Annotated in this window: 25 protein-coding genes; 4 read left to right on the top strand and 21 right to left on the bottom strand. The window is 39.0% G+C overall.

The genetic code is table 11. The annotated features are described in order from the left end of the window. The first annotated feature begins 5 nt into the window (after positions 1-5). From AA0X71_RS04820 to AA0X71_RS04810, 3 genes are all read left to right on the top strand, one after another. A complete protein-coding gene (locus AA0X71_RS04820) occupies positions 6-902 on the top strand; it encodes a substrate-binding domain-containing protein (protein WP_413359853.1) in 897 nt (298 codons plus the stop codon). 103 nt (positions 903-1,005) lie between these two features. Next, the gene (locus AA0X71_RS04815) at positions 1,006-1,704 is read left to right on the top strand and encodes an ABC transporter permease (RefSeq protein WP_413359850.1); all 699 of its coding nucleotides are present in this window, start codon (positions 1,006-1,008) and stop codon (positions 1,702-1,704) included. Further along, the gene (locus tag AA0X71_RS04810) at positions 1,701-2,435 is read left to right on the top strand and encodes an ABC transporter ATP-binding protein (RefSeq protein WP_413359847.1); all 735 of its coding nucleotides are present in this window, start codon (positions 1,701-1,703) and stop codon (positions 2,433-2,435) included. Before AA0X71_RS04815 ends, AA0X71_RS04810 begins: the two co-directional genes overlap by 4 nt. A 47-nt stretch (positions 2,436-2,482) precedes the next feature. Here AA0X71_RS04810 and hypE read toward each other — a convergent pair whose 3' ends face one another. The 13 genes from hypE to AA0X71_RS04745 form a co-directional block, all read right to left on the bottom strand. Next, on the bottom strand, positions 2,483-3,490 hold the full coding sequence (gene hypE / locus AA0X71_RS04805) for a hydrogenase expression/formation protein HypE (protein ID WP_413359845.1): 1,008 nt from the start codon (positions 3,488-3,490) through the stop codon (positions 2,483-2,485). A gap of 4 nt (positions 3,491-3,494) precedes the next feature. Then, on the bottom strand, positions 3,495-4,604 hold the full coding sequence (gene hypD / locus AA0X71_RS04800; protein WP_413359842.1) for a hydrogenase formation protein HypD: 1,110 nt from the start codon (positions 4,602-4,604) through the stop codon (positions 3,495-3,497). Further along, the gene (locus AA0X71_RS04795) at positions 4,585-4,812 is read right to left on the bottom strand and encodes a HypC/HybG/HupF family hydrogenase formation chaperone (RefSeq protein ID WP_413359840.1); all 228 of its coding nucleotides are present in this window, start codon (positions 4,810-4,812) and stop codon (positions 4,585-4,587) included. The genes hypD and AA0X71_RS04795 overlap by 20 nt, the downstream gene beginning before the upstream one ends. 38 nt (positions 4,813-4,850) lie before the next feature. Continuing rightward, on the bottom strand, positions 4,851-7,151 hold the full coding sequence (gene hypF, locus AA0X71_RS04790) for a carbamoyltransferase HypF (protein WP_413359838.1): 2,301 nt from the start codon (positions 7,149-7,151) through the stop codon (positions 4,851-4,853). Continuing rightward, complete coding sequence (gene hypB, locus AA0X71_RS04785) at positions 7,106-7,771, bottom strand: hydrogenase nickel incorporation protein HypB (protein WP_413359836.1); 666 nt, start codon at positions 7,769-7,771, stop codon at positions 7,106-7,108. The genes hypF and hypB overlap by 46 nt, the downstream gene beginning before the upstream one ends. 6 nt (positions 7,772-7,777) lie before the next feature. Continuing rightward, positions 7,778-8,128 carry a hydrogenase maturation nickel metallochaperone HypA gene (locus AA0X71_RS04780; RefSeq protein ID WP_413359834.1) on the bottom strand — a complete coding sequence of 117 codons (351 nt, stop codon included), beginning with the start codon at positions 8,126-8,128 and terminating at the stop codon, positions 7,778-7,780. A gap of 25 nt (positions 8,129-8,153) precedes the next feature. Further along, complete coding sequence (locus AA0X71_RS04775; protein ID WP_413359831.1) at positions 8,154-8,567, bottom strand: hypothetical protein; 414 nt, start codon at positions 8,565-8,567, stop codon at positions 8,154-8,156. Next, on the bottom strand, positions 8,554-9,057 hold the full coding sequence (locus AA0X71_RS04770) for a HyaD/HybD family hydrogenase maturation endopeptidase (RefSeq protein WP_413359829.1): 504 nt from the start codon (positions 9,055-9,057) through the stop codon (positions 8,554-8,556). The genes AA0X71_RS04775 and AA0X71_RS04770 overlap by 14 nt, the downstream gene beginning before the upstream one ends. Beyond that, entirely contained in the window at positions 9,050-9,814 is a 765-nt protein-coding gene (gene cybH, locus AA0X71_RS04765) for a Ni/Fe-hydrogenase, b-type cytochrome subunit (RefSeq protein WP_413359826.1), read from the bottom strand. Before cybH ends, AA0X71_RS04770 begins: the two co-directional genes overlap by 8 nt. 12 nt (positions 9,815-9,826) lie before the next feature. Continuing rightward, on the bottom strand, positions 9,827-11,542 hold the full coding sequence (locus tag AA0X71_RS04760; protein ID WP_413359824.1) for a nickel-dependent hydrogenase large subunit: 1,716 nt from the start codon (positions 11,540-11,542) through the stop codon (positions 9,827-9,829). After that, positions 11,542-12,624: a hydrogenase small subunit gene (locus tag AA0X71_RS04755; RefSeq protein ID WP_413359821.1), complete on the bottom strand. Its 1,083-nt coding sequence runs from the start codon at positions 12,622-12,624 to the stop codon at positions 11,542-11,544. Before AA0X71_RS04755 ends, AA0X71_RS04760 begins: the two co-directional genes overlap by 1 nt. Positions 12,625-13,033: 409 nt before the next feature. Further along, positions 13,034-13,588 carry a spore coat protein gene (locus AA0X71_RS04750; RefSeq protein WP_413359818.1) on the bottom strand — a complete coding sequence of 185 codons (555 nt, stop codon included), beginning with the start codon at positions 13,586-13,588 and terminating at the stop codon, positions 13,034-13,036. 20 nt (positions 13,589-13,608) lie between these two features. Next, positions 13,609-13,887: a hypothetical protein gene (locus AA0X71_RS04745; RefSeq protein ID WP_413359814.1), complete on the bottom strand. Its 279-nt coding sequence runs from the start codon at positions 13,885-13,887 to the stop codon at positions 13,609-13,611. 351 nt (positions 13,888-14,238) lie between these two features. Here AA0X71_RS04745 and AA0X71_RS04740 point away from each other — a divergent pair, with 351 nt between their 5' ends. Continuing rightward, on the top strand, positions 14,239-14,388 hold the full coding sequence (locus AA0X71_RS04740; protein WP_413359812.1) for a hypothetical protein: 150 nt from the start codon (positions 14,239-14,241) through the stop codon (positions 14,386-14,388). Positions 14,389-14,484: 96 nt separating this feature from the next. Here the strand turns inward: AA0X71_RS04740 and AA0X71_RS04735 are convergent, their stop codons facing one another. From AA0X71_RS04735 to copZ, 8 genes are all read right to left on the bottom strand, one after another. After that, the gene (locus tag AA0X71_RS04735) at positions 14,485-15,525 is read right to left on the bottom strand and encodes a siderophore ABC transporter substrate-binding protein (RefSeq protein WP_413359810.1); all 1,041 of its coding nucleotides are present in this window, start codon (positions 15,523-15,525) and stop codon (positions 14,485-14,487) included. Positions 15,526-15,746: 221 nt separating this feature from the next. Next, entirely contained in the window at positions 15,747-16,514 is a 768-nt protein-coding gene (locus tag AA0X71_RS04730) for an ABC transporter ATP-binding protein (protein ID WP_413359807.1), read from the bottom strand. Then, positions 16,511-17,464, bottom strand: a complete 954-nt coding sequence (locus AA0X71_RS04725; RefSeq protein ID WP_413359804.1) for an iron chelate uptake ABC transporter family permease subunit — start codon at positions 17,462-17,464, stop codon at positions 16,511-16,513. Before AA0X71_RS04725 ends, AA0X71_RS04730 begins: the two co-directional genes overlap by 4 nt. Next, a complete protein-coding gene (locus tag AA0X71_RS04720; RefSeq protein WP_413359801.1) occupies positions 17,454-18,407 on the bottom strand; it encodes an ABC transporter permease in 954 nt (317 codons plus the stop codon). The genes AA0X71_RS04725 and AA0X71_RS04720 overlap by 11 nt, the downstream gene beginning before the upstream one ends. A gap of 259 nt (positions 18,408-18,666) precedes the next feature. Continuing rightward, complete coding sequence (locus tag AA0X71_RS04715; protein ID WP_413359798.1) at positions 18,667-19,416, bottom strand: SDR family NAD(P)-dependent oxidoreductase; 750 nt, start codon at positions 19,414-19,416, stop codon at positions 18,667-18,669. 139 nt (positions 19,417-19,555) lie between these two features. Further along, positions 19,556-20,131 (bottom strand): nitroreductase, encoded by a 576-nt coding sequence (locus AA0X71_RS04710; protein WP_413359795.1) that lies wholly within the window; start codon positions 20,129-20,131, stop codon positions 19,556-19,558. Between the two features lie 212 nt (positions 20,132-20,343). Continuing rightward, the gene (locus tag AA0X71_RS04705) at positions 20,344-22,749 is read right to left on the bottom strand and encodes a heavy metal translocating P-type ATPase (protein WP_413359792.1); all 2,406 of its coding nucleotides are present in this window, start codon (positions 22,747-22,749) and stop codon (positions 20,344-20,346) included. Positions 22,750-22,842: 93 nt separating this feature from the next. After that, entirely contained in the window at positions 22,843-23,049 is a 207-nt protein-coding gene (copZ, locus tag AA0X71_RS04700) for a copper chaperone CopZ (RefSeq protein WP_413359789.1), read from the bottom strand. Positions 23,050-23,064 lie beyond the last annotated feature (15 nt).

Genomic DNA, 23,064 nt, shown 5'->3' with positions numbered 1-23,064 from the left:
CGTTAATGAATTTAAAACGCTTTTTATCAACAGCTTTAATCGCATTCCTATTTGTCTTTATTGCCGCATGTGGGAATACGGAAAATGAAAATAACGAAGGTTCTACATCAGAACAAGAAACTCCTGCAACAGAAGAAACAGCTGAAGCGGAAGTTACCGATTTAATTTTAGCAACGACAACTAGCACACAGGATAGTGGCCTTTTAGAAGAATTACTTGAGCCAATGTTTGAAGAGGCACACCCTTATGATCTTAAAATTATCGCCGTTGGTACTGGTGCCGCACTTGAAATGGGTGTAAATGGCGAAGCAGATGTACTTTTAACCCATGCACCAGCTTCAGAGCAGGAACTCGTTGATAATGGTGATGTTCAAAATTATAAGCGTGTGATGTATAATGATTTTATCATTGTTGGACCTACAGCCGATCCAGCTGGGATCAAAGGATTACCAGTAAATGAAGCTTTCCAAAAATTATTCGATGAAAGTTCCGTTTTTGTTTCTCGTGGCGATGATTCTGGAACACATAAAATGGAGTTAGGATTATGGGAAGCAATTGGTGTTACACCAAGTGAGAATGCATCATATGCAGAAACAGGACAAGGAATGGGCGCCAGCCTTCAAGTCGCTGCTGACAAAGAAGGTTATATTTTAACAGACAGAGCTACCTATTTAGCACAAAAAGAAAACTATGCTGATATGGATATCCTCGTTGAAGGTGACGAAGCTCTATTAAACATCTATCATGTGATGGAAGTAAATCCAGAGAAAAATGATCAAATCAACAACGACGGAGCAAAAGCATTTGTTGAATTTATGGTTGATGAAGAAGTGCAGAATAAGATTGAAGAATTCGGTAAAGAGGAATATGGACAATCCTTATTCTACAAATACACAGAATAATTTCTGAGTAAAAAAGAACACAAAATACCTAGTAATTCATTTTACTAGGTATTTTCTTTCATAAAGAAGTAATGAATACATAATAAAGTGAGTTGGTTAATATATGGACTTACTACTAGATGGTCTAATACGAGCGCTCGAAATGATCGCAAGCGGTGATCCTGAAGTCTTTGAAATTGCCTGGCGGACCCTTCGAGTTTCTTTAACAGCCATCATAATTAGTACCTTCATTGGAATCCCGCTAGGAATTATCATTGGCCTAACAAAATTTCCTGGAAGAAAACTCCTATTAGTATTTATCAATATTGGGATGGGGCTCCCGCCCGTTGTAGCTGGACTTTGGATCACGATTTTTCTATGGCGTTCAGGACCTTTAGGACATCTTTCTCTCCTCTACACACCGACCGCGATAATCATGGCACAAATACTGGTCTCTTTACCAATTATCATAGGTCTTACAAGTAGCGCCTTTCAGCAAATTGATGAAAAAATGCTCATGCAAATTAAAGCTTTAGGAGCTACGAAGCTTCAAGGATTAAAAATATTGCTAATCGAAACGAAAGTTGCCATTTTGGCAGCTATTATTACAGGCTTCGGTAGAGTGATTGCAGAAGTTGGGGCAGCGATGATGGTCGGTGGTAACATAAAAGGAGATACGAGAATCTTAACGACCTCTATCGTCATGGAGGTGTCAAAAGGGAATTTTGACATCGCCTTTGCCCTCTCATTCATTATTATGATACTCGCGTTTTTGATTACCTTCATTTTAACATTCCTGCAGCAAAGGAGTCGAAGAGTATGAGCACTCTACTAAAATTGGAAAATATACAACACGAGGTTCATCGTAAAACCATTCTCTCGATTCCCTCTTTTTCCATCCAACAAGGGGAAATCATGGGCGTAATGGGGCCTAATGGAGCTGGAAAAAGCACGCTATTAAAACTCCTCTCCTTACTGGATTCCCCTAGTGAAGGTCAGATTTTTTTAAAAGAAACGGTGCTCTCTGGGCAGAAGATTTCGATCGAAATGCGTAGAAAATTTGCTATCGCCCTTCAGCAATCATTGCTTCTTAATACAACCGTCTATCAAAACGTCGCTCTCGGTCTAAAAATTCGTAAACTACCAAAATCGGTCATCAATGAAAAAGTGGGATACTGGTTAGAGAAATTTAATATCTCTCATCTTGCTAAAAAGCATGCCTTTCATTTATCAGGTGGAGAAGCCCAGAGGGTCAATCTAGCAAGGGCAATGGTACTTGAGCCAGAGGTATTATTTTTAGATGAACCCTTTTCTGCATTAGATTTTCCAACAAAGGTACAGCTTTTAAAGGAATTAAAGGAGATCTTAAAAACAACTCATACGACAACCGTTTTTGTGAGCCACGACCTTTTAGAAATAAAGTATTTAACAGATCGTCTAACTATCCTAATGAATGGAGAAATCCAGCAAGTAGGGAATACCGAAGATGTAATAGAGCATCCGAATGAAGTGACCGCCCCTTTTATTCAGGAATGGAAGGAATTTATCAATTAAAGAAAAGCAAAGAAGGGTATTCATTTAATTCCTCCTTTGCTTTTCTTTTAACATATTCTTGGCAGCATCATCCCAGATAAACGATTTAGTCTTCTTGTACTTCCGATACCTGTCCTTAAGAGGAGTCGTCCATTATCCTTACTAGTGACTCGACCGATGACCTTTGCATTTACTCCTAATTCATGCTCATTTAATAAATGTAACACCTGTTCTTCATCCTCACTCTTAACAATGAAGATCACTTTTCCTTCATTTGCTAAATAGAGGGGATCATAACCTAAGATTTCACAAACGCCTTTCACTTCATTACGAATTGGAATCTCTTCTTGGACAATTTCCATTGTCACATGGAAGTCCTCGGCAATTTCAACGAGAGTAGTAGCCAACCCGCCACGAGTGGGGTCTCTCATGATTCTTACCCCGTCTACTTGTTCGAGTGTATGCTTAATCAATCCATTCAGTGAGGCACAATCACTGTTCAAATCTGTCTTAATGCCAAGCTCTCCTCTTGCACTAACAATGGCAATCCCATGATCTCCAATTGTTCCACTAATAATGATTGAATCTCCTACTTCCATTGCTAGTGGGGAGGAAAACTTGCTATCATGGACAAAACCTACACCCGTTGTATTGATATACATTCCGTCCATACTGCCTCTCTCCACAACCTTTGTATCGCCAGCGATAATTTGAACATTCGCCTTCTGGGCCTCAGCTGCCATACTGCTAACGATTTCCTTTAATTCCGATACTTTAAACCCCTCTTCAATGATAAACGCTGCTGTTAAGTACATTGGGGTTGCACCGCTTACTGCTAAATCATTGACAGTACCTGCAACAGCAAGTTTTCCAATGTTCCCGCCTGGAAAAAAGAGGGGATTGACGACAAAGCTGTCTGTTGTAATAGCTAGTTTATTTGTAACTGCTGGAAAGAGCGAAGCATCAAAGCGGGCATAATCATGATGGCCAAACGCCTTAACAAATACGCTCTGAATTAATTTATGAGCTAGTTCCCCACCGTCTCCATGGGCTAAACTAATCCTTTCATCTTTCATACTATTAGTCCTCCCTCATGAATTGATAGTAAGCGGAACAGGTGCCTTCTGCAGATACCATACATGGTCCAATCGGTTTTACAGGTGTACATGCTTTTCCAAATAACAGGCATTCTTCTGGCGAAATAACCCCCCTAATAATTTCCCCACAGCGACACTTTGTTTTCCGCGGTTCGTCCACCTTTATATCAAAGCGATTTTTTGCATTAAACGCTGCATATTCTTCCCGTATATCCATCCCACTTTTAGCAATTACTCCTATGCCTCGCCAAGCTTCATCCACTGGTTCAAAATAAGTATTCAATAATAACTTAGCAAGTTCATTTCCTTTATCACTCACAACGGATGGATAGTCATTCTCAATTTCGACTCTTCCTTCTAATAATTGGTGGATTAATTTATAGAGCCCGCCTAGCAATTCAATTGGTTCAAAGCCGCTTATTACTCCTGGAATTTGATATTCATCTATTAAATACTGATACTGATTTTTTCCAAGAATGATCGATACATGACCAGGTAATAGGAAACCATCTATCATGACTTCCTTAGATTCAAGAAGTGTTCTTAAAATCGGTTCTACAAGCTTAGTTGTCATCCACATGGAGAAGTTAGGAACCCCTCTATCAAGAGCAGCTTTTAAAGCGATTGCTAAAACAGGAATTGTCGTTTCAAAACCTATACCTAAAAAAATCACTTCTTTGTCAGGATTCTCTTCTGCAATTCTCACTGCATCTGGCGGAGAGTAGACGATTCTAATGTCCTTCCCCTTTGTCTTCGCCTCCATGAGGCTTAATTCGGTACCAGGTACCCGAATCATATCTCCAAATGTGCAGATAATACGATTCTCTCCTTCAGCAAGCTTGATCATTGCATCGATCGATTTCTGATCTGTCACACATACAGGGCAGCCAGGGCCTGAGATTAAATGAACATAATCCTTCAGTGCTATTTTTACCCCTGTTTCAGCTAGGGCCATCGTATGAGAACCGCAAACCTCCATAAAGATAGGCTTTCTCCCATGTAATTCCGCAAATTCGGTTGCTGCTTCTTGGACTTTTATTAAGAGCTTTCTGCTTAGCTGAGAATTTGATAATTCATCCAGAAGTTCTTGCATCGACTAGCCTCCTCCATTCTTCAATGCTAAGAATCGCATTTTCCTCATCAATGATGGACATTGCTTGTCCAGCATGAACAATCACATAGTCTCCAATTTCAACCTCTGGAACAAGAATAATTCCCACCGTCATTGTCGATCCCATAACATCCACTACTGCGGAATATTCATGTTTTTCAATTATTTTCGCCGGTACACCTACACACATTTTTCTCCCCCCTTTTTATTTGTCTGATCTTTTCCTTTTTAGCGCCTTTGTGATGCAATGATAAGCTGTCCAAGGGAAAGACCGCCATCATTACAAGGCACTCGTTTGTGTGTATATACTTGGAAACCTTTTTTCTTGATCCTTTTTGAAATTTCAACTGCCAAATAAGGATTGTGAAAACTGCCTCCAGATAAAACTACTTGTTTGTTAAAAGAAGGATTGTTATTACTTAAAACGAAAATGAGCTCGACACATATCGTTACAACCGTTTCATGGAATCGTTCGATTATTTTTTGAAGTGGAATTCCTAGCCATTTGTCCTGAATGATTTCCTTTAAACCTTGTGCAAAGTTAATGGTTGCGATATCTTTCGTAAAAATCACCTTATATGAATAAGGCTTTTCTACCTGTTCAAACGTTAGCAACTCGGATAGCTTAATAGCTGCTTCCCCATCGTATGTAGAAACCTCACAAACTCCTAAAATGGCACTGACCGCATCAAATAAGCGACCACAGGTGCCTGCAAGTGGGCTATTGACTCCTTTGCAAAGCATATTTGCCATTATTTCAATCTCATAGTCTCTTCCTATAAAAAGCCTTTTTGCCAGGTCACAACCTTCATCCCCAAAATAGTCAATGAGCATCGCTGTTGCATTTCTCCATGGCTCTTTTATCGCCTTTTCGTTTCCAGGTAGATGCGTATAGTGAAGATGGGCTAATCGTCTATATTCTTTTGGATCCCCATATAAGATTTCGAATCCCCAAATATGACCATCCTCCCCATAACCTGTCCCATCCAAAATAATTCCAAAAACCGAATCAATTAGCTTATTATCCTCCATACAGGAAACAAGGTGGGCATGGTGATGTTGAACGGGTATTATTTGCCCTTTCATGCTCCTTGCAAGCTCGGTAGTCACATAACCAGGATGCATATCAGTCGCAAGCATTTTCCCTTCAATCCCCATCCATTTCATAAGATGGGATAACTCCTTCTCGTAATGAGCCAACACTTCTAAATGTTCCATTTCACCAATGTGGGGGCCAACAAAAATTTGTTTATTTCTCCCAATTGCAAAGTTGTTTTTTTGCTGGGGTCCGAGGGCTACTACCTCATGTACATCATGACTCGTAGTAAAAGGATCAGGAACATAGCATCTAGAACGTCTAAGAAAGCTTTGTTTCCCATCTATAATCCGTACCACTGAATCATCCACTGGATGAAGAATCGGGCGGTTATTAGTCAATATATAATCGGCGATTCCTTGTAGATAAGCAACAGCCTCTTCGTCCTTATAAAGCATTGGCAGTCCAGAGGGATTTGCACTAGTCATCACCAAAACTGAAATAGAACCTCCTTCAAAAAGAAGGTGGTGAAGAGGCGTATATGGCAGCATTACCCCTAAAGTATTCATCCCTGGAGCTAAACTATTCGCTAGACTAGTTCCACCTCTCTTTTTTAGAATAACAATGGGTGATTCCGATGACTGCAAAACCATCTCTTCTTGAGGAGAAACATGACAAATTTCTTTTGCAACTTCAATATTAGCTACCATCATAGCTAATGGGCGTTGAGGTCGATGTTTTCTTTCTCTAAGGGCAGCTACTGTTCCCTCATTAAAAGCATCGCAGGCCAAGTGATACCCGCCTATTCCTTTAACTGCTACGATTTTCCCTTTTGATAGTAGTTCAATCGTTTTCTTGATGGCGTCATCCTTTTCTCTCATGATGTCTCCACCCATAGAGACTATCATTACCTTAGGTCCACAAGAGTCACAGGCAATCGGCTGAGCGTGGTGCCTTCGATTCATTGGATCCTCGTATTCCTTTTCACAATCTGAACACATGTGGAAGTCACTCATAGATGTATATGGCCGATCGTATGGAAGCGAGTCAATAATCGTATATCTTGGTCCACATTGAGTGCAGTTGATAAAAGGATACCGATACCGGAAATCATTAGGCTCTCTCATCTCTTGGAGACAATCTACACAGATTGCAGAATCTACTGGGATTACCAAAGACGATTTTCCAGTACGTTCACTAGGAATAATTGAAAATTGATCATGTCCTTTTGATTGAGAATCTTCAATAATTACCTCATCGATTCTTGCAAGTCTTGGCGCTTTAGAATGAATGGCATCTACAAAGAATTGTAGGGCTGGTTCTTGACCTTCAGCAAAGATTCTAACGCCATCCATGTTATTTTGGACCGTTCCTGTCACAGCAAATTGAGTGGCAATTTGAAATACGAATGGGCGGTATCCAACTCCTTGAACCCGCCCCTTTACTGTTATAATGACCGCTTTTGATTTTGTATATAAGCTTGTCTTATCCATGTGAACCATTCTTCCAATCCCTCTTCCGTTCTTGATGACACTTGAAGCATTTTTGAATCTGGATTAATTCCTTTTAAATCCTCAAAAGCCATTTCTACATCAAAATCTAAGTATGGAAGCAAATCTACTTTATTTAAGACAACCATTTCAGTACGACGGAACATAACAGGATATTTCGGAATTTTATCATTTCCCTCAGGAACACTTAAGATGGCAACCTTATGATTTTGTCCTAAGTCATAGCCAGATGGACAGACAAGATTTCCTACATTTTCAATAAACAAAATGTCAATTTCCTCAAAATCAAATTCGGGCAGTACCTTTGCAACCATCCTAGCATCTAAATGACAGCCGCCATTTGTATTGATTTGGACAGCTTGAGCACCTAATGCCCTGATACGGTCTGCATCCTTTTCAGTTGCTAAATCCCCTTCGATGACTCCAATCCTGAATATACTTCCGAGGGTAGCAACGGTTTTTTCTAATAATGTTGTTTTTCCTGCACCCGGAGAGCTCATTAAATTGATAACTAGCGTCTTGCTTTTCTGAAAAAGATCTCGATTGAACTGTGCTGATAAATTATTATCTGCTAGCACCTCTTCTTCCAAAATCACCTTCATTGTTTCCTAACTCCCTTCATATGACAGAACCTTGAATGTTTCTCCAGCAGTCAGCTTTCCACTTGGCAATTGGCACTGAGGACATATACTAAGGCGGGCATCCGGCTTATATTCATGCTCACAAACTGTGCACTTTGCCCTTGCCCTTTCCCTAAAAATGATGAGCTTTGCCTCCTTCAATAACTTTGCTTGATTCCTTGCCTGGAACACTTCAAAGGCCATTTCCAGTGCATCAGGGAGGGCATTGCTCAGTTCCCCAACGACAAGTTCAATTTTATCTATTTGATGAATATTTCTTGAAATTGCATCTCTTTCAACGAGCTGGAGGATATCCCCCATCAGAGCCATTTCATGCATCTCAATCTTCCTCTAGTGTTTATATTCAATATTTTCCTAGAAAAAGCTTTTCCTCAACTATTTTAATAGGATGTGAGGAAAGGCCAATTCTAGCTCCCTGATTTAATAGCTCAAAGCTTTGCTCACAATTCATACATTTTAACTTCATTTCAAAAGAAATCCAATGCATCATCTGGTCACATGAAGGGCATACCTTTCGATAAACTCTCATATCTTGACCCTTCACCAAAACAAAAGGTTCTCCTGACACAAATACATCATGGATCCCTTCTTTACGGAAGGAATCCACTAACCCTATTTCATACCATTTCATTCCAACCACTTTGTCAGCAAATACATCCATTTTATTTAAATCTTCCTTGATGAAAGGGGAGGTAATTTCCTTCACAGTCTGAAAAAATCCCTTTCCCATTTCTGTGAAAAACTCAGACCGCTTCACATTTCTCACTCCAGCTATGAACCTGTTGAACAATGTTTTCTACTAGTTTCGGAATCTTCTCTTTTACAATTTCAGATAGTTCCACCCCAAGCTCAAGTGATGCAGGTTGAATGCCAAACATCACCATTTCCACAGGTAGCCTTTCTTGCAGTCTAGCAGCAAATAAAACCTCTTGAAATCCTACCTGATGTATAGACATCTTGATTCCAAAATATTGTGGAATCTCCTCATTACGTATTGTAATTAGCTCTCCATCTCGTTTTTTTGCATTGATAGCATCGACGATAATAAGGTAATCCGCATCCTCGACAGGCTCAAGAAGCTTCATTCCATCTGTTGCTCCTTCAACAATCTCTACATTTTGGTACCCTGCCAGTGCCTCTTCTAAATAAGGGATCATATGGACACCAACACCCTCATCTGAATAGATGGTGTTCCCAATTCCAATAATGACAATTTTCTTAGTGTTTGAAACTTTAAATTTAGGCACTCTTATCACCTTCAGCTTCATGATCTTCATTAGCGATGTCTTTCACCTTTTCCGTTTTATATCCAGTTATAATGGACGACATCGTGCCATTTCTACTTATCCAATCTTCACGAAATGACATATAAACATGAATAACAATGAACACCATATACCCCCATGCAACAAGATGATGCCAAGATCTGACTGTAAAACTATCTCCGCCGAAAAGGATTCCTATATAGCTAAAAAGACCACCTAGGGATGACTCGAATTGGGGCTCAAAAAAAAGATAAAATCCTGTCAGCATCATGATGATGGAACCCAATCCAATAAAAATCCAATAGCTTAATTGAGCAAGCATATTATGTCCGATATAATGCTTCTTTTTATTAGGCAAGAATAAATAGTATTTTATCGCTTCCCATGTTTCTTTCCAAAAGCTGATTTGGAATGGATTTGACTTTGCGTACTTATTGCCTTTATAGACCCAATACAATCGAAATAATAGGTTAGCTGTAAACAAGAAAGCGGCAAAGAAGTGAATGTATCTGACCCAGCCCATCAAAAAAGAGTAATAGGCATCCCCTGATATTGAAGCACTAACAAAAGGTTTTCCAATATAAATCCCAGTAATCATTAAAATCACAATTGTAAAAGCATTAATCCAGTGAAATATCCTGACCGGTGCTTCCCAAACATAGATCTTCCCTAAATCCTTTGCTTTTTGTTCGCTTACATCTGACGGGTCAAAGGTTGAACGAGCTTTATGTTCAGACATTAGCTCCTCCTCCTAAAATAATTTAATTTCCGTTGACTCAGAAGTTTCTAAATCAGTCAAATGAACAGCACAGGCTAGGCAAGGGTCAAATGAATGCACAATCCGAAGAATTTCAAGCGGAAGCTTTGGATCGGCAATCGGCGTATTTTGGAGTGCTGATTCATAAGCACCTTGATTTCCATTATGATCGATTGGCGAAGCATTCCATGTTGTCGGTACAACAGCTTGATAATTTTTCACTTTTTGATTGTCAATCTCAATCCAGTGGCCCAACGACCCCCTTGGAGCTTCCATCCAACCTACACCTTTGGCATTAGTCTGCCATGAATTTGGTTCCCATTTGGTTCGGTCAAAGGTTGTTTGATCCCCATTCTTGATGTTTTCTAAGAGCTGATCCATGTCATTGCGCATCCAGCCTGAGATTAGGACTGTTTCTAAGCCACGGGCAACAGTCCGCCCAAGTGCTGATTGCAGCGCTTCTAATGGAATACTTAAATTTTTCAGAGTATCATCGACAATTTGAACATATTCTTCTCTTCCTAGAGCATACCCAACCATCATTCTCGCAAGTGGTCCTGTCTCCATCGGATTTTCCTTCCATCTAGGAGACTTCACCCAGCTGTATTTCTTTTCTACGTCGAGATTCTCATAAGGAGGCTTTGGTCCCGTATAGTTAAACGTCAATTCCCCATCCCATGGATGTTTTCCGCCAGTTTCCTGTCCATCGTATGTATACCAGGAATGATCAATAAATTCTTTTACTTGTTCAGGATCCTTGAGATCTAGATCATGAACCTCTTTGAGATTTCCGTTTAAGATGATACCACGTGGAGCACGATAGGTTTCAACATCACGGATATCTCCTGTAGGGAAATCACCATACACTAAGTAATTATTCAATCCTCCACCATAAGTCCAGTCCTTATAGTAGGATCCAATGGCTAATAAATCCGGGATGTACACCTTTGTCACAAACTCTCTCGCTTCATCAATCAGTTGTGAAACATGCATAAGCCGCTCTACATGAATACCGTTATCACTGTTAACATCAAGTGGTGTCGCCATTCCTCCTACCACATAATGTGGGTGAGGATTTTTTCCACCAAAAATCGTTTGAATCTTGACGATTTCTTTTTGCCAATCAAGAGCTTCCAAATAATGAGCAACTGCTAAAAGATTAACTTCTGATGGAAGTTTATATTCGGGATGTCCCCAATATCCATTTGCAAAAATACCTAGTTGACCGCTATCAACCACTTTTTTCACCTTATTTTGCACTTCTGCAAAATAGCCAGGGGATGATTTGGGCCAATCAGAAATGGACTGTGCGATTTTAGAAGTTTCATTTGGATCTGCATTCAGAGCATCAACAACGTCTACCCAATCAAATGCATGCAAATGATAAAAATGAACAATATGGTCATGAACGTATAAAGCCTCATTCATAATATTGCGAATGAGATTGGCATTCTTCGGAATCTTTATATCCAACGCATCCTCTACAGAACGAATGGAGGCAAGGGCATGTGAACTTGTGCACACCCCACAAATTCTCTGAACAAATGCCCACACATCACGTGGATCACGATCCCTCACAATAAGTTCAATCCCCCGGACTGCCGTCCCTGAGCTATAAGCTTTTGCGATCTGGCCATCTTGTATATCCGCTTCTATTCGCAAATGCCCTTCAATTCGCGAAACAGGATCGACAACAATTCGATTTGCCATTAGGATTCACCTCGTTCTTCCGAGCTATCTTTTGCTTTTTTGACTGCTGTTACCCCTGCATGAACAGCCACTCCCGCTACCGCTGCACCTGTAATGGCCAGTCCCACTTTTTCTGGGTTAATCGTGGTTTGAGTACCCGGGATTTTGGCACGACGAGTATAAAATGGTCCATTATCCCAGAAATTTTGCTCGGTGCAGCCGATACATGGATTTCCAGACTGAATTGGGTAGCTTGTACCCCCATTCCATCGCATTTCAGCACAGGCGCTAAAGGTTGTAGGCCCTACACATCCAAGCTTATATAAGCAGTATCCTTGCTTTGCTCCTTCATCATCAAAGGATTCAGCAAACAGCCCAGCGTCAAAGTAAGCACGACGATTACATTTATCATGAATGCGATGGCGGTAGAATGCCTTTGGTCTTCCTAAATGATCTAATTCAGGTACAGCTCCAAAAGTAATTATATGAGCTATCACGCCGGTCATCACCTCTGCAATTGGAGGACAACCAGGTACAAGAACGACAGGCTTGTCTTTAATCAATTTTGCAGCTGGCACACCATTCGTTGGATTCGGATTTGCCGCAGGAATCCCTCCCCAAGATGCACAGCTACCATATGAAATAACCATTTTCGCTCCCTTGGCAGCCTCTTCCAATATCGATTTTGCTGAGCGACCACCGATTGTTATGTACTCATCATCGGCAACCGATCCCTCCACAACAAGTACATATTCCCCTGAGTATTCCTTTAAAACATGTTCCATCGCTGCTTCAATTTGATGTCCTGAAGCCGCTGAAAGAACTTCGCTATACTCTAAAGAAATCATTTCTAGTAAAACGCTTTCAGCTTTTGGATGCGCTGAACGAATAAACGACTCTGAACAACCCGTACAGCTTTGAAACTCAAGCCATATCACTGGAACTCGTAAATTCGTCTCCATAGCTTGTACAACTTTATCTGCCTCCTTAAAGCTTAACCCCATCGTTGCTGCTAATGCCGTACACATTTTCAAAAAATCTCGGCGAGAAAACCCTCTTGATAGAGCCTCTTCATAGACCGTTTTCGGTTTCGTTTTTAACAAATCAATCCCCCCCTTTTTTCATTTGCAAGTTTTATAGGTTATTCTGCCGATCTTTTCGATGTTTTTAAAGATTTTCTCAACAAAAATCTATTTCATGGAAGCACACAAAACACTCTATTATTTTAAAAATACCATTTCTTATATTTTCATTTAATAGTTTTTAAAATGTTCACAAAATTTACAAAATAAAGTGAACAAACTGTGAACTCAAGGAATCCATCTCCTAATATTTGGTTATTTCTTCATTCTTTCGGAGCAAGCAAAGAATGGAATATTCCATTTTAGGACAGACAAAAAAAGAGAGTAGCATGTTTCCATGCTACTTTTATATATAGGAGGTGTGGGTTGTTTGGATATCCTAGTCTTTGGGGAAAAGTGAAATGTGAACCATGCCTGTTTAGCAGGAATATTATAGAATGTCGATTTGAACGAGTAGAGCAAGAAGTAATTGAAGTAATAGTTGAATAGATACTGCTACATCAGTGTCAGTAGTTGTTACTTCGATATCACGTGAATTTTCAATGCAGATTGTTTGACGATTTACTTGCTGCATTGAAGAGAACTGAAGTAAATCTTGTGTTACAGCTTCTGCTTGCTCACTATCTGCAATCGTGATATTGATAACAATGGCAATCGCAATTTGGATAGCGACTTGTAGGGAAACCGCTACTTGAGTATCAGTAGTTGTTACTTTGATGTCACAGCTGTCTTTAATGATGATGCGTTCAGATGATCTTTGTTCAATATCAGACACTTGGTCAAAGTTTTGAAGAACTTGATTATTATCATTGTCGGAATATGGGAATTGGCTAGTTGGGTCAAGTGCATTCCATTTTCTAGCTTCTCCTCCTACTCCACATTTGCAAGTATCATATCCGCATTTGTTACAAGGATCATGACGGTATCTGTTATCGTATCTGTCGTTTCGTACATCGCGTGCATATTCTGTTCTTTCACCTAACATTTATATCTCTCCTTTACTTTTTAATTTTTCTTTCTTACTTTGTCCCTTAAAGTTGTTCGGGTTTTCTTTGGTTTTGCGTCTTTTGCCTGTACCGTATTCTCATCTGTTTCTTTCGTCTTGTTTACAAATTCATTTACTTGTTGTTCTAGTTCTTGATAAAGCTTTTTAATATGCTCTTTTTCATCTTCCGAAAGCTCCCTAACCTTAAGGTCTTCCTTATTCTTCTTGAATACATCTTTAACATGTAATCCGAGAAGCGATTTAGAAAGTTCTTGCAGATTTTGATTCATTTCTCCCAACCATCTCACCCCCTTGAGTACTTATATTACTTAATATGTTTGTGCCCTACCTTCGTTGCGGGCTTTTCCACTAGAGTTGCAAGAAAAGGCGTTTGCATTAGTAGATTCGCCCTTAATACCAATGCCCTTTTTCTATCGTCTCTTTCATGCTCTTTCAAGGACAAAAAATACCTCGTTCAAACACACAATCATTTTTCGATTAACATGAATAAAATTTTACTCGGTTGGTAACAATAGGAGTACAAGTGTAATTCCCCCTTTTTCTTGACCTCTTTATGAGGTCTTTTTTTTGTGAAAACATGAATAGTTCGGACTTCCATGAAACAAAATAATTCAAAAGGAGTTGACTTCATGACGAAAAAACAAAATAAAGGGAGCCGCAATCAGAATGCACCAGACGCGGAATTTGCAGAGGAACTAACAAGCGGAGATAACAGTAAAGGGAACAAACGTAATAAAGCAAAGCATTCTAAAAGTGACGTCAAAAAAACTCGACCGTAATAGGCCGAGTTTTTTCCATATATTTATATCAAAAAAGCAGAGCTGTTTGAAGATGTGATTCGTACACACCATCTAAAAGCAGCTCTTTAGTAATTGTTATTTTAATTCAGCTAAAATTTCTTCAATTTTGGCAAGCTCAGATTGTAATCCACCGCCACTTAAGTACCATAATGGGCCATCTAGGTAGACAATTCGATCATTTTGATAAGCTTCCGTTTTCTTAATAATATCATTTTCCAAATCAGTTGTGATGCTAGATTCTCCGCCTACAGCTGCTGTACGGTCAATGACGAATAACACTTGTGGATTAAATTCTAAAATTGCTTCAAATCCGAAGTTAGAACCATGTGAGGATGCCTCAATATCTTCAGTAACTGGTTTAAAGCCATAGACATCATATACATATCCAAAACGAGAGTTTGTTGCGAATCCTGATAAATTCCCTTCATTGTACATCGTAACTAGTGATGTATCAAAATTTCCAGCTAATGTCTTTGCTTCATCTAATGCTGCATCAAATTTTGCAAGGTATTCTTCAGCTTCTGCTTCTTTATTAAACATTTTCGCTGCAATATCAACTGAAGCAAGGAATGTGTTCCAGTAATCATCTTGAGAAGTACCAACGAATACAATGTTTGGTGTAATTTCTTTCAGTTGATCATAGAATGCTGATTGGCGGCCAGAAATGAAGATGACATCAGGTCCGATTTCAGCGATATCTTCAAGTAATGGTTCCTTTAAATTACCAATGCTTACATACTCTTCTCCTGAATACTTTTCAAGGTGAGTTGGTAAAGTAGAGTCTTTCGCAACTCCGATAATTCCTTCTACACCAAGTGCATCTAATGTATCTAAGAAGCCATAATCAAATACGACAATTTTTTCTGGCATTGTTTCAAATGTTACATCTTCATATGTATAAGATGCACTGCCATCCATGCTTTCACTTGAAGCCACTGTTGGAGAAACAGTCAATGGATAAGCAGAAGTAGTTTGATCTTCATTTGCCGTTTCTTTTTGTTCTTCAGCTGCATTGGTATCATCTGTTTTTTCTGTGTTTGCTTCTTCATTACTCCCGCAAGCAGCAAGCATTAAGATAAGTACTAATAAAACACTAGCTAATTTCCACTTTTTCATGTGTGTAACTCCCCTTTTGGATATTATTTTATAATCATTAATGATAATCATTATCACTGATAACAATTCTCATTATAGAGTGATTGACACTCAACGTCAATCATTTTTTGAAAGTATTTTCTATTTTTTATGAAATTTTTATGAACTCTATAAATCGCTTTCATCGTGCCCTAGAAAAAGACCTAGTGAAATTCCTAGGTCTTTTTTATAACTTTATTTATCTAATCATGAGAATTAAAGTATACACAAATACGGCAACCGTTTTGTTCTTGAATAGGTATATCCATATCGTATATTTCACGCAAAGCATCTGAGTTGATTATGTCATTTGTTGGCCCATTTTTCACTAGCTTACCATCTTTTAACGCCACGATACGATCTGAATAGACGGAAGCAAAGTTGATATCATGAAGAACAATGACAACTGTTTTCCCAAGCTCATCTACAAGCTTACGTAAAATTTTCATAATTTGGACAGAATGCTTCATATCTAAATTATTTAAGGGTTCATCAAGTAAGATATAGTCCGTATCTTGCGCAATGACCATCGCAATAAAGGCACGCTGCTTTTGACCACCAGATAATTCGTCCAAAAATTTGTCTTCCATCTCGGTCAAATTCATATAGCTAAGAGCTAAGTTAACGAATTTTTCGTCGTCCTCTGTCAGACGCCCCTTTGAATAGGGGTATCGACCAAAAGCAACAAGCTCTCGTACCGTTAAACGAACATTAAGAAAGTTTGATTGCTTCAATATGGAAACACGCTTTGCAAATTCAGAAGACTTCCATTTTTTCACATTATTTTTATCTAATAATACTTCCCCAGTATCTGAATCTAATAAGCGGCTCACCATAGAGAGAAGTGTAGACTTACCAGCACCATTGGGACCGATAAAAGATGTAATGGAACCTGACTCAATTTTTACAGATACGTTTTCTACAACAGGCTTTTTACCAAATCGCTTTGTTAACCCTTTGATTTCAATCATCCTGCTGCCCTACTTTCTTTTAATAATAAGTAAATGAAGTAAATTCCACCGATAAAGTTAATAATGACACTTAACGTCGTCCGTAATTCTAAAATATGTTCAACGAGGAACTGGCCCCCGACTAATGCAATAATACTCATTAGACTTGCACCCAATATTAAGACAGAGTGCTTATACGTAACTAAATATTGATACGAAAGATTTGCAACGATTAATCCGAAAAACGTAATTGGACCAACTAATGCCGTTGAAGTGGCAATTAATACAGATGATAAAATGAGAATGTTCATGACCATTCGATCATAGTTCACACCAAGGTTAATCGCATTTTCGCGTCCAAGTGACATGACATCTAATTTCCCCATAATACGATATCCATAAAGGAACGCGATTATTAAAATACCGATAGAGATATATAATAACTCAGATTTTACACTGGTAAAACTCGCGAATAAACGGCTTTGTAAGCTTAAATACTCCAACGGATCAATAAGCACCTGTAAAAATGTTACAAAACTTCCTAAAAGTGTTCCCAAAATCATCCCAATTAAAAGAAGTAAGTAAATAGGATGCTTATCAGCACGGAATAAAAATCGATATAATATCAATGCAAATAATACCATGGCGATTATGGCCGCTCCAAAATTCAAATACTTATTTAAGACCCAAATCGACATAGAGCCTGCGAAGAAGTAAATGAATGTTTGGACTACTTGATACATAGAGTCAAGCCCCATAACAGATGGTGTTAAGATACGATTATGGGTAATGGTTTGGAATACGATTGTTGAATATGATATCGCAACTCCTGTTACAATCATCGCACTAACTCGAATCATCCGTCTCGGAAAAGCGTAATCAAACCCGCCTTTTATATCATAGAAACCATAAAGCAAAATACAAACAATAGCGATTACGGCTAATAAAATCAACTTCGTACTATTTCGCATATGCTCTCCCCCTAAATAACATAATTAAGAAGATCGCACTGCCTATTACTGCCACTGTAACATTAACTGGTATCTCATAAGGATGTATAATAATTCGTCCAAGAATATCACATATTAACAGGAAAACAACCCCTAGCACTGCTGTATGTGGAATCGTCTTACGTAAATTATCACCTAAATAAAGAGAAACAACGTTTGGAACAATTAAACCTAAAAATGGAATAACTCCAACAGTTAATACGACAGTTGTAGAAATAATGGCAACGAGCATAAGACCTAAATTTAACACTAACTTATAACTTAAGCCTAAGTTTTTCGCAAAATCTTCTCCCATCCCTGCAACTGTGAATTTATTTGCATATAGATATGCTAAAATGACAGCTGGTATGCTGACATACAAAAGCTCATATCGTCCAGAAATAATTAAGGTGAAACTCCCCATTAACCAAGAAGAGATATTTTGAAGAAGATCTTGTTCGTATGCAAAGAATGTCGTTATAGATGACAAAATATTCCCATACATAATCCCAATCAATGGAACGAAAATAGCATCCTTAAATTTTATTCGATCAAGAATTTGCATGAAAACTAGAGTACCCACTAATGCAAACGCAAAACTAAAGATGACTTGCTGTGTATATGTTACATTCGTGAAAAAAAGCATAGAAATTAAGATACCTAGTTTAGCTGCATCTAAAGTCCCTGCAGTTGTTGGTGAAACAAATTTATTTCTGCTTAAAGACTGCATTATCAAACCTGCAATACTCATTCCTGCTCCTGCTAATATAATGGCCATTAGTCGAGGGACACGACTAATTAGGAAAATTTGTGTTTCATCTGACTCCCAATCTAGTAAATCACTCGGCTTAATATCAATTGCTCCAACAAATAGCGATACAAAAGACAGGACTATAGCTGCAATTATCAACATCCAAAGTCTCATTTATAATCCTCATTACATGGTTATTCTTGGAGCGATAATTGAAAACGATTATCATTCCAAGTGCAATTTCATTATAAGTAAATAAATACCTAAAATCAACCCTAAAACGCTAATTGAGTAGAGAGAAGCGGCAAGAATATGAAAATTTGGTGAATTATTTTGACCTTCTAAGTTCCTATAGTCTCTCAAAAAAAAGCCCCTTATCTCAAAAGAGAAGAAACTTAAAACTAGCATTTTCTTAAGTATATTAATAATCACTTTACTCTTCATAAATCATCTTTCTTGTCATCCCACCGTCAATAATAAGATTGATTCCTGTGACAAAATCATTCCCTGGATCCGTTAAATACAAACAACCTTTTGCGATATCTTCCGCTCTTCCGACTCTATGAGAAAAATGTTGGCTATGATCATTTTCCTTTAATTGTGAATAGTCACCAGTTTCAATCCAACCAGGAGAAATCGTATTAACGGTGATACGATCGTTTGATAATGAAGCAGCTAACGCATGGGTAATCGCCACAATTCCCCCTTTTGATGCAGCATAAGCCTCTGAATGAGGTTCAGACATGATGGCTCTCGTAGACGCAATGTTAACAATTGATCCGCCTTTTTTATTTTCACGCATGTATTTCGCCGCTTCCTTTGAGCCTAAAAAGACACTTCTCAAATTCGTATGGATCACATCGTCCCACTCTTCTAGCGTTACATCATAAACATTTTTAAAACGGCTCACTCCCGCATTATTGATCAAAATATCAATTTTTCCGTATGTATCTTTTGCGACTTTCATTAAGTGAATGATGTCTTGTTCTTTGCGCACATCTGTATGAACAAAAATACATTGCGCACCAGTAGCGAGAATCTCCTCTTTTACCTGTTGCCCTTGTTCTTCATTTACGTCTGCTAATACAACCGTTGCCCCTTTTTCAGCGTACGCATGTGCCACTCCTTTTCCAATACCATTTGCAGCACCAGTAATAATAACAATTTTATTTTGAATGCTCATTCTGTTCTCTCCTTTTTTCTATTCCAGCTTTTATTTTGGCAAAATTAGGGAGTAAGTGCAAATAGTTTTCTTCAGTCATTCCACTCTACTTACCCAATCCAAAAACACTGCCACTTAGGTGGCAGTGCCGTATATCTTCCTATTCTTTATCAATCCAAGTGGTGACCTCATCAACTGGTTTTACCTTTTTTGCTGGAGGGTTCATATCTGGATATCCTATATAAATGAAACCGAGCACTTCTCCCTTTTCTGATAACCCGAAAAGATTACTTGCTTCCCGATCGTAACAGGGCTTTCCTGTCCGCCATATAGCCCCTAACCCTAAAGCATGAGCTGCGATCAGCATATTTTGTACTCCAGCGTTGACAGCTGCATATTCCTCTTTCAAAATCACCTTTGGATGCTCGCTTGGTTCGACTGCCGCAACGATAATAACAGGTGCGCGAAAAGGGTTCTTTCTAGCTTTTTCTATTTTTCTCTTATTGTCTTCTGTTGTTGGATCATCCATATCTTTTTCCACAATACTAGCCAGTGTATCTCCTAAACGTTTGCGACCATCCCCTGTTAAAACAAAAAATCGCCATGGCTCCGTCTTCACATGATTCGGAGCCCATGTTGCTGTTTCTATGATTTTTTCAATTAATTCTTTAGGAACTTCCTTATCTTGAACTCTACCAATGCTTCTTCTTGTTCGTAACGCTTCTAAAGCATCCAAACGATCTCCTCCATTTCAAAACTATTAAAAGTATATGAACTCAAAACACCACAAATAACCATCAATTTACGGATATATTATATAAACACTATATAAACAGTAACAACATCCAATTACAGTATAAAAAAGACGCCGAAAAAAAGCTATCGAATGAATCGATAGCTTCAAATAATATTTAAACAAGAAACTCTGTAAAACGTAGTCTAGACTACTTACAATTTCACTTTTTGCAGACGTAGTGCATTGAGAACAACTGAAACCGAGCTAAATGCCATTGCCGCACCTGCTAGCCACGGTGCGAGAAAGCCCATAGCGGCGATGGGGATTCCCAGCGTATTATAGCCAAATGCCCAAAATAGGTTTTGTTTAATATTACGAATTGTTTTGCGACTCATGGAAATCGCATCCGCAATGCTATTCAAGTCTCCACGGATTAACGTGATATCCGCTGCCTCCATCGCTACATCCGTACCAGTACCAATTGCCATACCGATATCAGCAACGGCCAACGCAGGTGCATCATTAATCCCGTCTCCAACCATTGCAACCTTTTTCCCATTCACTTGAAGTTTTTTCACTTCTTCCGCTTTTCCTTCAGGAAGGACCTCCGCAATATAGTGTTCAATACCTACTTTATCTGCAATCGCCTTTGCGGTTTCTTCGTTATCACCGGTGATCATAATGACATCTAAGCCCATTTCTTTAAGTCGCTGGATCGCCGAAACTGAAGTTTCCTTTATCGTATCTGCGACTGCAACCAATCCGACAGCATCTTTATTCACAGCTACAAGCATTGCCGTTTTTCCTTCTTTTTCGAGGGCTTCCATCTCATCGAAATACTTACTTGCATTTACTTCAAATCGATTCATGAGTTTTCTCGTACCAATGAGGAGTTCCTTCTCTTCGACTGTAGCACGAATACCGAAGCCTGGAATCGCTTCAAACTCTGACACTTCCTTAAGTGTCATTCCCTTTTCTTTCACGCCAGCTACAATCGCCTCCGCTAGTGGATGCTCTGATTTTCTTTCAGCACTACCTACTAGTGTCAAGAATTCTTCTTCATTCAAATCTGTTAACACATCAGTTAAAACAGGGGCTCCATTAGTAACAGTACCAGTTTTATCCAATACTACAGTGGTAATACGATGGGTTGTTTCTAAATGCTCCCCACCTTTAAAAAGAATCCCGAACTCAGCGGCACGACCTGAGCCTGCCATAATCGACGTTGGTGTCGCCAATCCTAATGCACAAGGACACGCGATGACAAGAACGGCAATTAGATTTTCCAAGCTTTCCGCAAATTCTCCTGGTGCGACAACAAAGTACCATACAAGGAAGGTTAAAAGGGCAATTCCAACAACAATCGGTACGAAAACCCCCGAAATTTTATCAGCTAATCGTTGGATCGGCGCTTTCGTTCCTTGAGCCTCTTCCACCACTTTAATAATTTGGGCAAGTGCTGTATCTTTGCCGACCTTAGTTGCCTCGACCTTTAAGAAGCCATTTTTATTAATCGTTGCTCCGATGACTTCATCGCCACTCGTTTTATCAACAGGAACACTTTCCCCTGTCAGCATCGATTCATCTATCGCAGATTGACCTTCGAAAATAACCCCATCAACGGGAATTTTTTCACCTGGTTTCACATGAAAGAGATCTCCTACAACAACTTCTTCTAACGGAATTTCCAGTTCCACCCCATTACGTTCGACAATAGCGGTTTTGGCCTGTAAGCCCATGAGCTTTTTAATCGCTTCAGAAGAGCGTCCCTTTGCTTTCGCTTCGAATAATTTTCCTAAAACAATGAGCGTGATGAGAACAGCACTTGTTTCATAATAAAGCTCTGGTGAATGTCCATTCATACCCACCATTTTAAAGGATAAGTATAGACTGTAAAAATAAGCCGCAGATGTTCCTAATGCGACAAGCACATCCATATTGGCACTCTTATTTTTCAACGCCTTATAGGCACCAACATAAAACTGTTTCCCAATATAAAATTGTACAGGAGTTGCAAGAAGTAGCTGAAACCATGCATTCATAAATAGGTCTGGCACATAAATGAAGGAAGTAAACTCAAAATGACCGACCATAGACCATAAAAGTGGAAGTGATAATATCAGTGAAAAAATAAATCTTCGCTGCTGTTTCTTAATTTCAGCTTCGCGATGGTCAATCGTTTCTTTGCCATCCTCTTTAGCACGAGCTCCATAACCTAAATCCTGAACTTTTTTAATGAGATCCCCTGTCGCGAGCTCTGTCGGATTGTATTCAATTGTTGCTTTTTCAAGTGCCAAGTTGACATTGGCATTTGCAACACCGTCCAGCTTGTTTAAGCCTTTTTCTATTCTCGCCGAGCAGGCAGCACAGGTCATTCCAGTGATTTCAAGTTCTGCCTTCTCTGTCACGACATCATAACCTAGATCTCGAACCTTCTTTTGTATCGTTTCTATATTTGTTACCTTCGGGTCATATTTAACCGCAGAGCGTTCTAACGCCAAGTTAACATTTGCTTCCTCTATACCCTCAAGCTTTCTTAGGCCTTTTTCTATTCGTGTCGCACATGCAGCACAAGTCATTCCTGTAATCTGCATATTCGTTTCTTTTAATGCACTCATACGATTTACACCTCTATCCTTATACCCCTAACGGGTATATAAAATGAATAAAAGAACGTGCTAGTGTTTATGTAGCACGTCTTTTCTCTAAATTTATTCTACATCATAGCCTTGATCATCAATTGTTTCTTTAATCGCATCAAGAGTTACGACATCACTATTAAAATCGACAGCAACAGTACCTGCCTCAAGATTAACCTTTACTTCACTTACACCATCTAATTTACCAACGCTACCTTCAACTGCTTTTACACAATGTCCACAAGACATTCCTTTTACGTTTAATATTGAATTTGCCATAATTATAGCCCTCTT

The sequence above is a fragment of the Robertmurraya phoenicis genome (genome assembly GCF_047302285.1).
Taxonomy (GTDB): domain Bacteria; phylum Bacillota; class Bacilli; order Bacillales; family Cytobacillaceae; genus Robertmurraya.
The sequence above is the reverse complement of the archived record's forward strand: the minus strand, read 5'-3'. Positions and strand labels throughout refer to the sequence as shown.

Excerpts from the sequence above, each read along its gene's own strand:
- AA0X71_RS04820 (WP_413359853.1), top strand. The coding sequence starts at position 6 with ATGAATTTAAAACGCTTTTTATCAACAGCTTTAATCGCATTCCTATTT.
- AA0X71_RS04815 (WP_413359850.1), top strand. The coding sequence starts at position 1,006 with ATGGACTTACTACTAGATGGTCTAATACGAGCGCTCGAAATGATCGCA.
- AA0X71_RS04810 (WP_413359847.1), top strand. The coding sequence starts at position 1,701 with ATGAGCACTCTACTAAAATTGGAAAATATACAACACGAGGTTCATCGT.
- hypE (WP_413359845.1), bottom strand. The coding sequence starts at position 3,490 with ATGAAAGATGAAAGGATTAGTTTAGCCCATGGAGACGGTGGGGAACTA.
- hypD (WP_413359842.1), bottom strand. The coding sequence starts at position 4,604 with ATGCAAGAACTTCTGGATGAATTATCAAATTCTCAGCTAAGCAGAAAG.
- AA0X71_RS04795 (WP_413359840.1), bottom strand. The coding sequence starts at position 4,812 with ATGTGTGTAGGTGTACCGGCGAAAATAATTGAAAAACATGAATATTCC.
- hypF (WP_413359838.1), bottom strand. The coding sequence starts at position 7,151 with ATGGATAAGACAAGCTTATATACAAAATCAAAAGCGGTCATTATAACA.
- hypB (WP_413359836.1), bottom strand. The coding sequence starts at position 7,771 with ATGAAGGTGATTTTGGAAGAAGAGGTGCTAGCAGATAATAATTTATCA.
- AA0X71_RS04780 (WP_413359834.1), bottom strand. The coding sequence starts at position 8,128 with ATGCATGAAATGGCTCTGATGGGGGATATCCTCCAGCTCGTTGAAAGA.
- cybH (WP_413359826.1), bottom strand. The coding sequence starts at position 9,814 with ATGTCTGAACATAAAGCTCGTTCAACCTTTGACCCGTCAGATGTAAGC.
- AA0X71_RS04760 (WP_413359824.1), bottom strand. The coding sequence starts at position 11,542 with ATGGCAAATCGAATTGTTGTCGATCCTGTTTCGCGAATTGAAGGGCAT.
- AA0X71_RS04750 (WP_413359818.1), bottom strand. The coding sequence starts at position 13,588 with ATGTTAGGTGAAAGAACAGAATATGCACGCGATGTACGAAACGACAGA.
- AA0X71_RS04740 (WP_413359812.1), top strand. The coding sequence starts at position 14,239 with ATGACGAAAAAACAAAATAAAGGGAGCCGCAATCAGAATGCACCAGAC.
- AA0X71_RS04735 (WP_413359810.1), bottom strand. The coding sequence starts at position 15,525 with ATGAAAAAGTGGAAATTAGCTAGTGTTTTATTAGTACTTATCTTAATG.
- AA0X71_RS04730 (WP_413359807.1), bottom strand. The coding sequence starts at position 16,514 with ATGATTGAAATCAAAGGGTTAACAAAGCGATTTGGTAAAAAGCCTGTT.
- AA0X71_RS04725 (WP_413359804.1), bottom strand. The coding sequence starts at position 17,464 with ATGCGAAATAGTACGAAGTTGATTTTATTAGCCGTAATCGCTATTGTT.
- AA0X71_RS04720 (WP_413359801.1), bottom strand. The coding sequence starts at position 18,407 with ATGAGACTTTGGATGTTGATAATTGCAGCTATAGTCCTGTCTTTTGTA.
- AA0X71_RS04715 (WP_413359798.1), bottom strand. The coding sequence starts at position 19,416 with ATGAGCATTCAAAATAAAATTGTTATTATTACTGGTGCTGCAAATGGT.
- AA0X71_RS04705 (WP_413359792.1), bottom strand. The coding sequence starts at position 22,749 with ATGAGTGCATTAAAAGAAACGAATATGCAGATTACAGGAATGACTTGT.
- copZ (WP_413359789.1), bottom strand. The coding sequence starts at position 23,049 with ATGGCAAATTCAATATTAAACGTAAAAGGAATGTCTTGTGGACATTGT.